This window comes from Pelagibacterium lacus (assembly GCF_003345525.1).
Taxonomy (GTDB): Bacteria; Pseudomonadota; Alphaproteobacteria; order Rhizobiales; family Devosiaceae; genus Pelagibacterium; species Pelagibacterium lacus.
On record NZ_QQNH01000007.1, the window covers coordinates 89,392 to 104,091 of the forward strand.

At 64.1% G+C, this 14,700-nt stretch carries 14 protein-coding genes and 1 tRNA gene; 11 read left to right on the forward strand and 4 right to left on the reverse strand.

The window, feature by feature from the left end; all coding sequences use genetic code 11:
- Positions 1–57: 57 nt before the first annotated feature.
- On the forward strand, positions 58–1,533 hold the full coding sequence (locus DVH29_RS07290; protein ID WP_245944911.1) for an NAD(P)H-hydrate dehydratase: 1,476 nt from the start codon (positions 58–60) through the stop codon (positions 1,531–1,533).
- An 11-nt stretch (positions 1,534–1,544) separates the two neighbouring features.
- Here the strand turns inward: DVH29_RS07290 and DVH29_RS07295 are convergent, their stop codons facing one another.
- On the reverse strand, positions 1,545–2,798 hold the full coding sequence (locus DVH29_RS07295; protein ID WP_114645510.1) for a cytochrome P450: 1,254 nt from the start codon (positions 2,796–2,798) through the stop codon (positions 1,545–1,547).
- Positions 2,799–2,929: 131 nt separating this feature from the next.
- On the opposite strand from DVH29_RS07295, the gene DVH29_RS07300 reads away from it, so the two are divergent.
- The 9 genes from DVH29_RS07300 to DVH29_RS07340 all read left to right on the forward strand — a co-directional run bounded on the left by DVH29_RS07300 (position 2,930) and on the right by DVH29_RS07340 (position 10,165).
- A complete protein-coding gene (locus tag DVH29_RS07300; RefSeq protein ID WP_114645511.1) occupies positions 2,930–3,157 on the forward strand; it encodes a hypothetical protein in 228 nt (75 codons plus the stop codon).
- A 161-nt stretch (positions 3,158–3,318) separates the two neighbouring features.
- Entirely contained in the window at positions 3,319–3,948 is a 630-nt protein-coding gene (locus DVH29_RS07305) for an ATP-dependent Clp protease proteolytic subunit (protein ID WP_114645512.1), read from the forward strand.
- Positions 3,949–4,120: 172 nt separating this feature from the next.
- On the forward strand, positions 4,121–5,398 hold the full coding sequence (gene clpX, locus DVH29_RS07310; RefSeq protein WP_114645513.1) for an ATP-dependent Clp protease ATP-binding subunit ClpX: 1,278 nt from the start codon (positions 4,121–4,123) through the stop codon (positions 5,396–5,398).
- A 161-nt stretch (positions 5,399–5,559) separates the two neighbouring features.
- On the forward strand, positions 5,560–5,946 hold the full coding sequence (locus tag DVH29_RS07315; RefSeq protein WP_147276030.1) for a hypothetical protein: 387 nt from the start codon (positions 5,560–5,562) through the stop codon (positions 5,944–5,946).
- Positions 5,930–6,346, forward strand: coding sequence for a hypothetical protein (locus DVH29_RS07320; RefSeq protein ID WP_147276031.1), 417 nt, complete (start codon positions 5,930–5,932; stop codon positions 6,344–6,346). The genes DVH29_RS07315 and DVH29_RS07320 overlap by 17 nt, the downstream gene beginning before the upstream one ends.
- Positions 6,347–6,553: 207 nt before the next feature.
- Entirely contained in the window at positions 6,554–8,989 is a 2,436-nt protein-coding gene (gene lon / locus DVH29_RS07325) for an endopeptidase La (protein ID WP_114645516.1), read from the forward strand.
- Positions 8,990–9,302: 313 nt separating this feature from the next.
- Positions 9,303–9,575, forward strand: a complete 273-nt coding sequence (locus tag DVH29_RS07330) for an HU family DNA-binding protein (RefSeq protein WP_114645517.1) — start codon at positions 9,303–9,305, stop codon at positions 9,573–9,575.
- A 143-nt stretch (positions 9,576–9,718) separates the two neighbouring features.
- Positions 9,719–9,794: transfer RNA gene (locus DVH29_RS07335), tRNA-Val, on the forward strand.
- Positions 9,795–9,862: 68 nt separating this feature from the next.
- The gene (locus tag DVH29_RS07340; RefSeq protein WP_147276032.1) at positions 9,863–10,165 is read left to right on the forward strand and encodes an alkylphosphonate utilization protein; all 303 of its coding nucleotides are present in this window, start codon (positions 9,863–9,865) and stop codon (positions 10,163–10,165) included.
- 15 nt (positions 10,166–10,180) lie between these two features.
- Here DVH29_RS07340 and DVH29_RS07345 read toward each other — a convergent pair whose 3' ends face one another.
- Both DVH29_RS07345 and DVH29_RS07350 read right to left on the reverse strand, forming a co-directional pair.
- Entirely contained in the window at positions 10,181–10,747 is a 567-nt protein-coding gene (locus DVH29_RS07345) for a peroxidase-related enzyme (RefSeq protein ID WP_114645519.1), read from the reverse strand.
- Complete coding sequence (locus tag DVH29_RS07350; RefSeq protein WP_114645520.1) at positions 10,744–11,229, reverse strand: CMD domain-containing protein; 486 nt, start codon at positions 11,227–11,229, stop codon at positions 10,744–10,746. The genes DVH29_RS07345 and DVH29_RS07350 overlap by 4 nt, the downstream gene beginning before the upstream one ends.
- A 99-nt stretch (positions 11,230–11,328) precedes the next feature.
- On the opposite strand from DVH29_RS07350, the gene DVH29_RS07355 reads away from it, so the two are divergent.
- On the forward strand, positions 11,329–12,441 hold the full coding sequence (locus DVH29_RS07355) for a PLP-dependent cysteine synthase family protein (RefSeq protein ID WP_245944912.1): 1,113 nt from the start codon (positions 11,329–11,331) through the stop codon (positions 12,439–12,441).
- On the opposite strand, the gene DVH29_RS07360 is transcribed toward DVH29_RS07355, so the two are convergent.
- On the reverse strand, positions 12,427–14,679 hold the full coding sequence (locus DVH29_RS07360) for a molybdopterin-dependent oxidoreductase (RefSeq protein ID WP_114645521.1): 2,253 nt from the start codon (positions 14,677–14,679) through the stop codon (positions 12,427–12,429). The two genes, DVH29_RS07355 and DVH29_RS07360, sit on opposite strands and share 15 nt — an antisense overlap.
- Positions 14,680–14,700: the final 21 nt, after the last annotated feature.

Here is a 14,700-nt window from a genome sequence, read left to right on the forward strand (position 1 = left end):
ATCCTGGCGGGACGCGGGGGGGGGGCTCCGTCGGGACGATCAGTTTTGGAGTGGCCGGTGCAGGATCTCTTGACCCCCAGGCAAATGGCGCTGGCCGACAGGCTGGCCGTGGACGGCGGCATCGCATCCCTGACCCTCATGGAAAATGCAGGGCAGGCCGTTGCCTATGAGGTGACCCAGCGCTTCCCGCTGCAGCCGGTTCTGGTTCTGTGCGGGCCGGGGAACAATGGCGGCGACGGGTTCGTGGTGGCGCGCCTCCTGTCCGAACGTGGCTGGCCGGTGCGGGTGGGGGCGACCTGCGCCAAATCCGACCTGTCCGGCGATGCCGCCATGATGGCGCGCATGTGGACCGGCCCGGTCGAACGGATCGGCTCGGAGACCTGGGGCGATTTCGGGATCATCGTCGATGCCCTGTTCGGCTCGGGTCTGTCCCGCGACATCGAGGGCGAACTGGCCGATCTGGTGGCGGCCATCAATGCGTCGGCGGGCCACGTGGTGGCAATCGATATCCCCAGCGGGATCGACGGCGAAACCGGCGCCGTGCGCGGAACCGCGATCGAGGCCGACCTCACCGTCACCTTCTTCCGGCACAAGCCGGGCCATCTTCTCTATCCCGGCGCCCGGTTCTGCGGCGATGTCCTATTGGCCGATATCGGCATTCCCGACAGTGTGCTGGACGAGCTCAACATCACGCTCCACGAAAACGACCCGCATCTGTGGTCGCTGCCGCGCCGGCGCGCCGATGGGCACAAATTCGATGCCGGCAATTGCGTGGTGATCTCGGGGGACAATCTGCATACGGGCGCCGCGCGCCTCTCCGCCTGGGGCGCCGTGCGGGCCGGTGCCGGCCTCGTGACGCTGGCCGGGAACGCGCCGGCCCTCATGGTTCACGCGGCCCATGTGACGGCGATCATGCTCGAGACATGCGACGATGGCGCGGCGCTTGCCGAAATGCTGGAGGACCGGCGCAAGAATTGCGTGGTGCTGGGGCCGGGGCTGGGGGTCGGTGAGCCGGCTCGGCAGATGGTCCTCGCGGCGCTGGCGAGCGCGGCGGCGGTTGTGCTTGACGCCGATGCCCTGACCAGCTTCGCCGAACGGCCGACGGCGCTTTTCGAGGCCATAAGGCAGCGGGACGGACGTTCCACCGTGATGACCCCGCATATGGGCGAATTCGCCAGGCTGTTCGGCGCGGGCGGCGGCGCCAAGACGGAAAAGGCCATCTCGGCCGCAGGGATTTCGGGCGCCGTCATTCTGCTCAAGGGGGCCGATACGGTGATCGCCCATCCCGAGGGCAGGGCGGTGATCAACACCACCGGCACGCCCCTGCTGGCCACGGCCGGAGCCGGGGATGTGCTGGCCGGCCTCATCGGCGGATTGCTGGCGCAGCACATGCCGGCCTTCGAGGCGGCATGCGCCGCCGCTTACATTCACGGGCGCGCCGCGCAGGCCCATGGCAGGCCGGGGATGATCGCCGACGACCTGCCGGCCATGGTGCCGGCCATCCTCGCCGACCTGGCCGTGGCCTTCGACTGAGCGGGCGCCGCCTACCAGGCGACGTCGAGCCGCTCCAGGCCGTGGAAATGATAGACGTCGGCATAGCGGGGCCTGGACGCGAGGCGCAATTTGGGCAGGCGATCGAACAGGACCCCGAGCGCGATCTGCATCTCGATCCGCGCCAGCGGGGCGCCGATGCAGAAATGGATTCCGGCCCCAAAGCTCACATGTGCGCCATCGGTCCGGAACGGGTCGAATGTATTGGGGTTGAGGAAGCGCTTGGGATCGCGATTGGCGGCCCCGAGCATGAGGCCGATCACGTCGCCTTTTCGCAGCGCGATGCCATCGATTTCGGTATCGGCGAGGGCGTAGCGGGTGAAGAGGTGCAGGGGTCCGTCGAAGCGCAGCGCCTCCTCCACGGTGGCCGCGGTCTGCTCTGGCGACCCGAACAGGCTGCGCGGATCGAAGCCGCTTTCGAGAACGGCCTTGACGGCATTGCCGGTGGTGTGGACCGTCGCTTCATGGCCGGCATTGAGCAGGAGAATGGCCGTCGACAGCACCTCGTCTTCCGTCAGCCGCTGGCCATCCTGCTCGGCGCCCAGCATATGGCTGAGCAGGTCCTCGCGCGGAGCCCGGCGCCGTTCGGCGATCACCGCGCGCAGATAGGCAGTGAAATCGGCCGCGGCCTGGTTGGCGTCACGCTCGGTTTCGGGCGTGACGCTGAACATGTACATGGTCACCATGCGGTTCGACCAGTCGAGCAGTTGCGGGGCCATTTCGGCCGGAAGGCCGATCATCTCGGCAATGACGATGGCCGGGAGCGGCGCCGCATAGGATTTGATGAGCTCGGCTTCTCCCTCATTTTCGAATTTGTCGATCAGCCCGTTGGCCAGCATCGCGATGCGGGGCCGGAGCTGCTCGACCTGCCGCGACACGAAGGCGCGATTGACCAGGGTCCGCAGGCGGGTATGGGCCGGAGGCTCGAGATTGAGCAGGGAATATTTTTCGGTGAGATCGAAATCGGCCGTGTGCGGCTTGGGCTCGGGCAGGCCGATCTCCTCGCGGGTCGCCACATGCAGGATGTCGCGGCCGAAACGGCGATCGCGCAGCAGCGCGCTCACCGCCCCGAAATCGGCAAAGCACCAATGGCCGTACTCCTCCCAGAAAAAGGCCGGCTGGCTGGTGTTGCGCTCGGCGTAGAAGGGATAGGGGTCCTGGTAGAAGGTGGGGTCGGACGGGCGGGCGCTGGCGCGCATGGCGTCGGGGACGCCGGTTATCGGTCTCACCTGGAGAATGGCTGCCATTGGTCCTGCCCCGCAACATGGTCTTGACGCGGCCCAGCCTATGTCGGGAAAATCGTGCTGCCTATGGTCGAGCCTTGCCCACGCGCCAAAATTCTTTAGGGAAGGGCGCAGAAGAACCGGAGTTTGCCATCGTGAGCGATTTGACCGTTCCCCAGGCCATCGAGGCCATCTACACTTCCATCCGCAACGACAATGAGGAACTCGACCTCCATATCGCCAATCTCAAGGCCGCGATGGCACGCGAGGGCGTCAAGGTGGCCGAGTTCGAAAACGCCAAGCTCGCCCAGCCAAACCGGCAGGGGCGCAAGCTCATGCAGTCCTATTTCCGCAAGAAGGGCGTGGCCGTCGACTTCGTGTGACGGCCCCCTCGGCGTTAAGCATGCGCCATAATTGGGCCATGCCGGGCTTGCTATTGAATGCGAACGCCGCCAAGCCTATGTGAGCCTTTACCATCCTTTAAGCAGCGATCGCCTGCAATCTGATCGATCCAAATGATTCGATTCCCCGAGGGAGAAAAACAATGCGGGATCCCGTAGATCTGTACATGAATACCCTCGTGCCCATGGTGGTCGAGCAATCCAATCGGGGCGAGCGGGCCTTCGATATCTATTCGCGCCTGTTGCGCGAGCGCATCATCTTCGTCACCGGGGTGGTCGAAGACAACATGGCCTCGGTGATCGTGGCGCAATTGCTGTTCCTTGAATCGGAGAATCCGAAAAAGGAAATCGCCATGTACATCAACTCGCCCGGCGGGGTGGTCACTTCTGGCCTCTCGATCTACGACACGATGCAGTTTATCCGGCCCAAGGTGCAGACCTTGTGCATGGGGCAGGCGGCGTCGATGGGCTCGCTGCTGCTGGCGGCCGGCGAGAAGGATATGCGCGGATGCCTGCCCAATTCCCGCGTCATGGTGCACCAGCCTTCGGGCGGCTACCAGGGCCAGGTGACCGACATCATGATCCACGCCCGCGAGGCGGAAGACCTCAAGCGCCGGCTCAATGAAATCTACGTGAAGCATACCGGGCTGGAATACGCCAAGGTCGAGGAACTGCTGGAACGCGATCGGTTCCTCAGCCCGCAACAGGCCAAGGAACTCGGCCTGATCGACCACGTTCATGAGAAGCGGGACGTGCCCGATACGGGCGCGTAACGCCATACCAATGCAAGCAAAAGCGGGCGCTGGACAAGCGCCCGTGCCGATTGCACGCTAGCGAATCGATCATTATGGTCGAAGAGGATTACAATTTTTTCACGCGCCTTCGGCTAGCGTTTGAAATCGGCGAAAAAGAACCAAGCGTTTGCAACGCTTCTGGAGTTGCTAGATGTCCAAGGAAAATTCGAGCGGAGAATCCTCCAAGAACACGCTTTACTGCTCGTTCTGCGGGAAATCCCAACACGAAGTCCGCAAGCTGATCGCCGGACCCACCGTATTCATCTGCGATGAATGCGTGGAACTTTGCATGGACATCATCCGCGAGGAATCCAAAACCTCGATGGTCAAGTCCGCAGATGGCGTGCCGAGCCCGGCCGATATCTGCAAAGTGCTCGACGATTACGTCATCGGCCAGCGCCGCGCCAAGCGGGTGCTCTCGGTGGCGGTGCACAATCACTACAAGCGCCTGCACCACGCGACCAAGAACCAGGATGTGGAACTCTCCAAGTCCAACATCCTGCTGATCGGTCCGACCGGCTGCGGCAAGACGCTGCTGGCCCAGACGCTGGCACGCATCCTCGACGTGCCGTTCACCATGGCCGACGCCACGACGCTCACCGAAGCGGGCTATGTCGGCGAGGATGTCGAGAACATCATATTGAAGCTCTTGCAGGCCGCCGACTACAATGTGGACAAGGCGCAGCGCGGCATCGTCTATATCGACGAGGTCGACAAGATTTCCCGCAAGTCCGACAACCCCTCGATCACCCGCGACGTGTCGGGCGAGGGCGTGCAGCAGGCGCTTCTGAAGATCATGGAAGGCACCGTCGCTTCGGTTCCGCCCCAGGGCGGCCGCAAGCATCCGCAGCAGGAATTCCTGCAGGTGGACACCACCAATATCCTCTTCATCTGCGGTGGTGCGTTCGCGGGGCTGGAAAAGGTCATCGCCGCGCGCGGTGAAGGGTCGTCCATCGGCTTTACGGCGGCGGTCAAGGACCCGCAGGACCGGCGCGTGGGCGATGTGCTGGCCGAGGTCGAGCCCGAGGACATGGTCCGCTTCGGCCTGATCCCGGAATTCATCGGCCGCCTGCCGGTGATCGCGACCCTCGAAGACCTCGACGAGGATGCGCTGGTGCAGATCCTGTCCGAACCCAAGAACGCGCTGGTGCGCCAGTATGCCCGGCTGTTCGAGATGGAAGACGTCAAGCTGACCTTCCACGAGGACGCGCTCAAGGCTATCGCCCGCCAGGCGATCGCCCGCAAGACCGGCGCGCGCGGATTGCGTTCCATCCTCGAGGCCATCCTGCTCGACACCATGTATGACCTGCCCATGCTGGAAGGCGTGGAGGAAGTGGTGATCAGCCAGGAAGTGGTCGAGAACCGGGACGTGCGACCGCTCTACATCTACTCCGAGCGCGCCAAGGAAGACATGAAGTCCGGAGCCTGAGGCTTCGGATCGGCAAAAACGGGGCCCGGCGGAAACGCCGGGCTTTTTTGTTGCGGCCGGGATGTGGAACGGGTGCGGCGAGGGCGCTTCTGCACATTGTTTGCCGTCCCGTCCCTTGCTAAGCTGGAAAAGGCCCGGGCGCCAAAAGGGGATGGAAATCGATGAGACGTTTGACCGTGACGCTGCCTCTCGTGTTCGCAATGGCAATGGGAGCGGCATCTCCCATCGCGGCCCAGCCCCAGTCCAAGCTGGTGTCGGGCCTCGACAAGCAGACCGTCCAGGCAATCTGGTGCAGCTCGCTGTTCTTCGAGAACTCGTTCTTCTTTGACGAAGGCAGCGACGAAGCCCTCAATTATGAGGACATGGCCTTCGATCTCGGGGAGCGCATCGACACCATATTGCGCGACGATCACAATCTCCGCAAGGAAGAGATCGACGAGATCTGGTCCCTGTTCGACGACGGAGCCTATGCCCTCAACGTCGACGACCAGGCGAGCTTCGACGCGCAGTTGCAGACCTGCGAGAATGGCTATGCCGCGCTGCTTTAGGCCGCAGGCAGCACGCCCGATCCTCGTGGCCGCCCTGCTTGTCGGGGCGACGTGGCCCGCCGCCGCGTTCGGCCAGCCCGAGAGCAAGCTCGTCCGCGGGCTGGACAAGCCGACCATTGCCGCCATGTGGTGTAGCGCGCTGTTCTTCGAGGAGTCGTTCTGGCACGACGAGGGATCGGACTGGTCGTATTACTATGACGATCTGGCCTATATCCTCGAAAACGACCTCCATGACGGCCTCATGGAGGCCGGGCTCGGCGAGGCCGAGATCGACGAGGCCTGGGCGATTTTCGACGATGCCGCCATGGCCTTGAGCGAAAGCGACGAGGCCGGTTTCCTGGCCCAGCTCGAAGCCTGCGAGGACGCACACGGCCACCTGACCCCCGCTCCCAAGAGCTGACCCGAGGCCAAGGCGCCGCCTCTGCCGCCTTCGGTGGAGGAAATCGGGGATGCCGAGCTTGTGGTGCAGCGATATTGCCCTATCTTAGAGAGCGAAGAGTCGCTTCGGTTAGCCAATCCCTAACGGACTGGGCGCACACTGAACGACAACACTACTAGAGTTGCCGGCCTCCTCCTCCCCCGTTCCGGCAACGCGAAAGGATAATACATGTCCGAGACACCCAACCAGGCCGTCGAATTTGACCGTGAAAAGGTGTATCCGGTTCTGCCGCTTCGCGACATCGTGGTTTTCCCCTCGATGATCGTCCCGCTGTTCGTGGGCCGCGAAAAGTCCGTGCGGGCGCTCGAAGAGGTCATGCGCGAGGACAAGCATATTCTGGTCGTCACCCAGAAGAACGCCCAGGAAGACGATCCGGCGCCTGACGCCATCTACGAGATCGGGACCATCGCGTCCGTGCTCCAACTCCTCAAGCTGCCGGACGGGACCGTCAAGGTTCTGGTTGAGGGCCTGCATCGCGCCAGGATCGATCAATACGTTCAGACCGAGAACTATTTCGAGGCGCAGGCCGAGCCCCTGCCTGTCGAGGGGCACGATGCCGTCGAGGCCGAGGCCTTGGCGCGTTCGGCGATGAACGAGTTCGAAAACTACGTCAAGCTCAACAAGAAGATCTCGTCCGAGGTCGTGGCGGCCGTTACCCAGATCGAGGATCATTCCAAGCTGGCCGACACCATCGCCAGCCATCTGGCGGTGAAGATTGCCGACAAGCAGGACGTTTTATCGACGCCTTCGGTGACCGAGCGGCTGGAACGCGTGCTCGGCCTGATGGAAGGCGAGATCGGCGTGTTGCAGGTGGAAAAGCGCATCCGCAGCCGTGTCAAGCGACAGATGGAGAAGACCCAGCGCGAATATTACCTCAACGAGCAGATGAAGGCGATCCAGAAGGAGCTGGGCGACGGCGAGGACGGCACCAACGAGCTGCAGGAGCTCGAGGAGCGCATCGCCAAGACCCGGCTGTCCAAGGAAGCCCGGACCAAGGCCGATGCCGAGCTCAAGAAGCTCAAGCAGATGAGCCCCATGTCGGCGGAAGCGACCGTGGTGCGCAACTATCTCGACTGGATGCTCAACCTGCCCTGGGGCAAGAAGACCAAGGTCAAGCGCGATCTCAAATATGCCGAGGACGTGCTCGAGACCGATCACTACGGGCTCGAGAAGGTCAAGGAGCGCATCATCGAGTATCTCGCCGTGCAGAGCCGCACCGGCAAGCTCAAGGGCCCGATCCTGTGCCTGGTCGGCCCTCCGGGCGTCGGCAAGACCTCGCTGGCCCGTTCGATCGCCAAGGCGACCGGGCGCGAATATGTGCGCATGAGCCTGGGCGGGGTTCGGGACGAAGCGGAAATCCGCGGCCACCGGCGGACCTATATCGGGTCGATGCCCGGCAAGGTCATCCAGTCGCTCAAGAAGGCAGGCAAAGCCAATCCCCTGTTCCTGCTCGACGAGATCGACAAGATGGGCCAGGACTTCCGTGGCGATCCGTCTTCGGCGTTGCTCGAAGTGCTCGATCCCGAGCAGAATTCGAGCTTCAACGACCATTACCTCGAGGTCGATTTCGACCTGTCCGACGTGATGTTCGTGACCACGGCCAATACGCTCAATATTCCGGGCCCGTTGCTCGACCGCATGGAGATCATCCGTCTCTCGGGCTATACGGACGAGGAAAAGTGGGAAATCGCCCGCCGTCACCTCATCCCGGAAAGCCTCAAGGAGCACGGTCTGCGCGCCGAGGAGTTCGAACTGCCGGACGAAAGCCTGCAATTGCTCACGCGGCGCTATACGCGTGAGGCGGGCGTCCGCAGCCTCAAGCGCGAGATCGCCAATCTGATGCGCAAGGCGGTCAAGGAGATCCTCCTGACCGACAAGAAGAAGATCGTCGTGACCCAGGATGTGGTCGAAGACTATCTCGGTGCGCCACGCTTCCGCTATGGCGAAAGCGAGACCGAGCCGCAGGTGGGCGTCGTCACGGGGCTGGCCTGGACCTCGGTCGGGGGCGAGTTGTTGACCATCGAAGGCATCATGAGCCCCGGCAAGGGCAAGATGACCGTCACGGGCAACCTCAAGGACGTGATGAAGGAGTCGATTTCCGCGGCCGCGACCTATGTCCGCGCCCGTGCCATCGAGTTCGGCATCAAGCCGCCCCTGTTCGAGAAGCGGGACATTCACGTCCACGTTCCCGAGGGAGCGACCCCCAAGGACGGCCCCTCGGCCGGCATCGGGATGGCTACGGCCATCGTCTCGGTGATGACCGGCATCGCGGTTCGCAACGATGTTGCCATGACCGGCGAGATCACGCTGCGGGGCAGGGTGCTGCCCATCGGCGGGCTGAAGGAAAAGCTGCTGGCGGCTTTGCGCGGCGGGATCAAGAAGGTCCTGATCCCCGAAGAGAACGTCAAGGATCTCAAGGAGATCCCCGACAACGTCAAGCAGGGGCTGGAGATCGTCCCGGTGAGCCGCATGGGCGAGGTGCTCAAGCACGCCCTTGTGGAAATGCCCGAGCCGATCGAATGGAACTTCGAGGAAGCCGACGCCAAGGCCCTGGCCGAAAAGCCTGCCGAAGGCGACGACGCCGGCGCGGCTCTGCCGCACTGACGGCGCGCAGCGCCCAAGCGCGTGAACGCTCACACCATACGGCGCCCCTCGGGGCGCCGTATTTGTTTGCAGGGGATCGCCTGCTGATTCGCCCCGGATATCGGCGGGCGCCGTGCGTGGAATCGTCAAAGAAGGCGAAGGGGACTCATTGCCGCCGCAATTGCCTTCAGCGAGCGGAATTATCCCCAATTTGGTACGGGGAACCGCGCAAAACCGGCGGTTTTCCTTGCTTTTGCGCCGGAATCGTAAAAGGGTGGTGCCGCTTCCGCTCGTCCCTTATTTCCGGATGGGCATATCATTGTGAGGAAACGCTATGAACAAGAACGATCTGAGCGCGGCTGTCGCCGAGAAGGCCGATCTCACCAAGGCCCAGGCGGCAGCGGCTGTGGATGCGGTTTTTGATGCCATCACATCGGCACTCAAGAATGGCGATGAAGTGCGCCTGGTGGGTTTCGGCACGTTCGCTGCCTCCCAGCGCAAGGCCACCAAAGGTCGCAACCCGGCAACCGGCGCCGAAATCGACATCCCGGCTTCGACCCAGCCCAAGTTCAAGGCCGGCAAGGGTCTCAAGGATGCTTTGAACTAAGCATTCTGCTTGGTTTTCGGACCGGCCCCGGATCGGATCCGGGGTCTTTCCATTTCCGGCCTCGGGGCGGGCCTGCTATTGACGGGGCCGAGGTTTGCCCCTAATCAGGCCCCTCATTCGCACCCTGACGCTGGGCTGTGCGAGGGCGATTAGCTCAGTTGGTAGAGCGCCTCGTTTACACCGAGGATGTCGGCAGTTCGAGTCTGTCATCGCCCACCATTTTTCCTGCTGTGTGGCCCTCGGCGGCCCGCGGTTGCAAAGCCGTCGCCTACCTGCGATATGGGGGCATGGCAAACTCAGATGATGAATATGTGTACGACGACGCCACCGGCGAGTGGCGTCCGGCTTCGGAACTTGCTGTGCAAAGCGCGGCCGGGAACGAGGTCCGCGACGCGTCGGGCAATGTGCTCGCTGATGGCGACTCGGTTGTTCTGATCAAGGACCTCAAGGTCAAGGGCGCGGGTCAGACCCTCAAGCAAGGCACGGTGATCCGGTCTATCCGCCTCACCGACAATCCCGATGAGATCGACTGTCGCCACGACACCATCAAGGGCCTGGTCCTCCGCACCGAGTTTGTCCGCAAGCGTTAGGCCCCCCACGCCCGGTCAATGGGAATGACCGAGCGTGTGCATGAGGCGATTGGCCCAGCCGAAAATGGCGGCGGAGTGGGCGAGGTCTAGAATCTGCGCATCGTCCAGGCCTTCCCGGCGCAGGGCGGCCACGTGCTCGGGGGTTGCCGAAGGCGGGGTGATCGACAGCGCCTCGCAGAAATCGATGATGGCCCGGACCCTGGGGCTGTCGGGTTCGTGCAGCCCGAAGCGATAGATGCGCTCTATCGTGTCGCTGTTGCCGGTCAACTGGATGAAACGCCGCGCATGGACCGAGGCGCAATAAACGCAGCCATTGATGCACGACGCGATCAGCGCGCCCAGTTCCCGCTCCGCCCGGTCGAGACCGCCTTCGACATACATGATGTCGTTGAACAGCCGTGTGCGCGTCACATAGGAATCCGGATCGTGCGCCAGCGTGCGGACATAGGGGGAAACCTTGCCGCTCGACGGCGTTACCTGCATGGCGGCCAATTGCTCGGGGGTTGCGTCGGCCAGTTCGACCGGCGGCATATAGGGCTCCCAGACCAGGGTTTTGACCTTGAAATTGCTGACCTTGCTCATTGTCCAGCCTCCAGCAGCCGCAGCGTTGCGGCGATGCGAACCTCGAAATTGACGAATCCGATCAGTTCGGACAGAGCCACCACCTCGGGCACGCTGACCCCGGCCGCGTTGAGCCGCAGCGTGTCGGCCCGGGTGCAGGCGCGCGGGGCGACGGTGATGAAATCCACATGCCTGAGGATGGCCCGCAGCCGGGGATCGTCCGAGGGATATCCGCCGGCGACGATCAGATCGAGATCATCGCTGCCGCCCGCTTCCGCGAGGTGCTGGCGGTAATGGGCGGCAAGCGGCTCGTCGCCGTTCAGCCGCGCCATCCGCGCCGCAAGGGCGGCGCGCAAGGGCCGGCCCAGGCCGACATCGACCTCCGGCGCTAGCACCGCCGCGCGGCAGTCCTCGGTGCCGCCCACGAATTCGGGGCGCCGGGCGCGAAGCTCGGCCAGCGCCGGTCCCACCTCCAGCACCGCATTCAGCGTATCGGTTGCCATTTCTAACTGTTCCTCATATAATAGAACTGTGATCTTTTATTGTGCTGAAACTTAGCATGATATGCTCATATGTGGCAAATATGTAGAATGATGGTGCGAATGAGCTGCGCGATACCTTGCAGGACCCGCTCGGCGGATCGGCGCTGGGCCCAGCGGGCGATTGCCCTTTTGGAAGCCGAAGGGCGGCGCTCCGCCGACACCCATCTGGTGTCCGTGCCGATGCCGGCCTTTCCCGACCTCGGCTTTTATTTCAAGGATGAATCGGCCCATCCGACCGGCAGCCTCAAGCACCGGCTGGCACGGTCGCTGTTTCTCTACGGCATCTGCAACGGCAAGATTACCGAAGGGATCACCCTGACGGAAGCCTCGTCCGGGTCGACGGCGGTGAGCGAGGCCTATTACGCGCGGCTGCTGGGTCTGCGCTTCGTCGCGGTGCTGCCGGCGACGACCAGCCGCAGCAAGATCGAGGCGATCGAGCAGCAGGGCGGCACGTGCCATTTCGTCGAGGATGGCGCCACCATCTATCACGAGGCGGCCCGCATCGCGGCGGAGACGGGCGGCTATTATCTCGACCAGTTCACCTTCGCCGAGCGTGCCACCGATTGGCGCGGCAACAACAACATCGCCGAGTCGATCTTCCGGCAGATGGAGAGCGAGCCCTTCCATACCCCGAGCTGGATCGTGGTCGGCGCCGGCACCGGCGGAACCTCGGCCACCATCGGCCGCTATATCCGCTATCGCAGCTATGCGACGCGCCTGCTGGTGCCGGACGTGGAGCATTCGGCCTTTTTCGAGGGCTGGATATCGGGCAATGCCGAGGCCCGCTGTCCGACGCCGACCCGCATCGAGGGGGTCGGGCGCCCGCAGGTGGAAAAATCCTTCGTCCCGGAAGTGGTCGATGAAATGATCAAGGTGCCGGACGCGGCCTCGCTTGCCGCCATGCGGGTGCTTTCGCGGCTGCTCGGCCGGCGCGTGGGCGGCTCGAGCGGCACCAATTTCTTCGGCATGTGCTGGGCCGCCGACGGCATGCGCGCTCGGGGCGAAAGCGGCTCGCTCGTCACCCTGATCTGCGACAGTGGCGAGCGCTATGAACAGACCTATTACAACGACGCCTGGCTCATCGAGAACGGTCTCGACATCGCCCCTTTCGAGGCGATGATCGAAGATTTCCTGAAAGGCGGCGCGTTCCGGGAGCATTTACGGGCCCAGTGACGGCCGGATGGCCACGAGGCATGAATTGGGCGCCGTGGCCTGGGAAAGGGTCGATGTGGGGCGGATGGAGGTGAGCGTATTGGGATTGCTGCCGCGATCCACACGGCCCCGATTGTCCTCATGCGGCTCGAACCACGAGCCGGTGGGCAGCACCAGAACCTTCCGCATCAGATGGGAAGCGAAGCGCGCCGTGGCGAGGATACGCCCGCGCTCATTGTGGATTTCGACGATTGCCCCGTCCGCGATGCCGTAGTGAGCCGCGTCGCCGGGATTGATCTCCACCACTTCGAGCCCATGGCGCTTGCTCCCCTGGCTGGGGCCGGCATGCTGGAGCTGGCTGTGCAGGCGCGTCGCCGGTTGCGGCGACAGCAGATGGAAGGGATAGGCCGCCGCGGCGTCGCTCAGAAGGCATTCCTCAGGCTCCATCCAGCTCGGATGGCCGGGGTGGTCGTTGTAGCCGAACCCCGCGATGGCCGGCGAGCTCAGCACGATGCGCCCGGAAGGCGTGCGCAGGGGATGGGCGGCGGGATCGGCGACGAAGGCGCGGAAGTGATCGGCCGGCGCCGGCGCGGCGTCGAAGAGGTCGAGCCCGGCATAGCCGTACTCGAAAAAGGTCTCGGCATCGGGCAGTTCCGGATAGCGGGCGCGATAGCCCTCATAGAGATGCGCGATCCATTCGCTTTCGCTGCGGCCTTCGGTGAAGGCGGCGTCCAGCCCCATTGCGCTTGCCACATGACGAAGGCCGTCGTGATCGGTCAGGACGCCCGGCGGAGGCGCCATGATCCGGCGCGAATGGATGAGCCAGTTGTCGCGCGAGGAGGCGGCGATATCGCTGCGCTCGAAGGGCAGGGCGGCGGGCAGCACGATATCGGCGTGCCGGGCCGTCGCCGTCCACAGGGAATCGGTGACGATGATGGTTTCGGGGCGGCGAAACGCATCGGCGAGGCGATTGAGATCCTGATGATGGTGGAACGGATTGCCGCCCGCCCACCAGACCAGCCCGATTTTCGGCAGGAGCAGAACTTGCCCGTCATAATCCATCGTCTCGTGCTCGCCCTCTAGCAATTCGGTGATGCGGGCCACCGGGATATGGTGGCGGACGGGGTTCCTGCCCTGGTCGAAGGCCGGGCCCTTGAGGCGCCGCACCGGCTGCCCGGCCGAATTGACCGCGGTGAGCCCGAACGCAAAGCCGCAGCCGGGCTTGCCGACATGCCCCGCCATGCAGCCAAGGGCGATCGCCGCCCAATAGGGCTGTTCGCCGAACCGGGCCCGCTGCAGCGACCAGCTCACATGGACAAGGCTGGGGCTGGCGACCAGCGACCGGGCGAGGGCCTGAATGGCGTCTTCGGAGACGCCGGAGATCGCCGCGGCCCAGGCCGCCGACTTGACGATTCCATCCGTCGAGCCGGTGAGATAGTCGGCAAATGCGTCAAAGCCGCTGGTGCAGCGGTCGACGAGGCCGCGATCGAGGGCGCCCGAGGCGAGAATGGTGTGGCAGAGGCCCAGCATCACCGCCGCATCGGTGTTGGGGCGCACGAAATGATGCGTCACATTGGGGCCGGCGGGGGCGTCGGCGGCGCTGGGGGAGAAGACCACGATCCGCTTGCCCTTCGCCGCCATCGCCCGCAAGGCGGGGCCGGCGCGATGGGCGCCCGTGCCGCCCGCCTCGACCTGGGCGTTGCTGAGCCGGAAGCCGCCAAACCCCACCAGCAGCTCGCAGCCCTGGTCGATGTCGCTCCAGGACGGTGCCGTGTCGCAGGCGTCCTTGTAGTCGGGCCCGAGCACATGGGGCAGCAGCACCGCGGCGGCGCCGTAGCTATAGGTATTGACCGCCGAGGTGAACCCGCCCGAGAGGTTGAGCAGGCGCTTGAGCTGGCTTTGCGCGTGGTGGAACCGGCCGGCGCTGGCCCAGCCATAGGAGCCGCCGAATATGCCCTGATTGCCGTATTGGTCGCGGGTGCGGACGAGGGTATCGGCAATGAGGCTGGCGACTTCGGGCCACGGCATGGGGACGAACCGGTCCCGTCCGCGCAGGCGGCGCGCCTGCGGATCGTGGGGATTTTCCAGCCAGCCCGCCCGCACCATGGGGGAGAGCACGCGGGCAGGGTGACGCACCAGGTCCAGATAGGCCAATCCGACCGGAGAGGGGTCGGGATCGTGCCGGAACGGAAGAAGCCGCGGGCCATCGGCGCCGTATTCAACCTCGAAAGTGCCCAGATGGCTCGCAAAAAGATGCATTGTCGGACCCGTGGGAAAGGA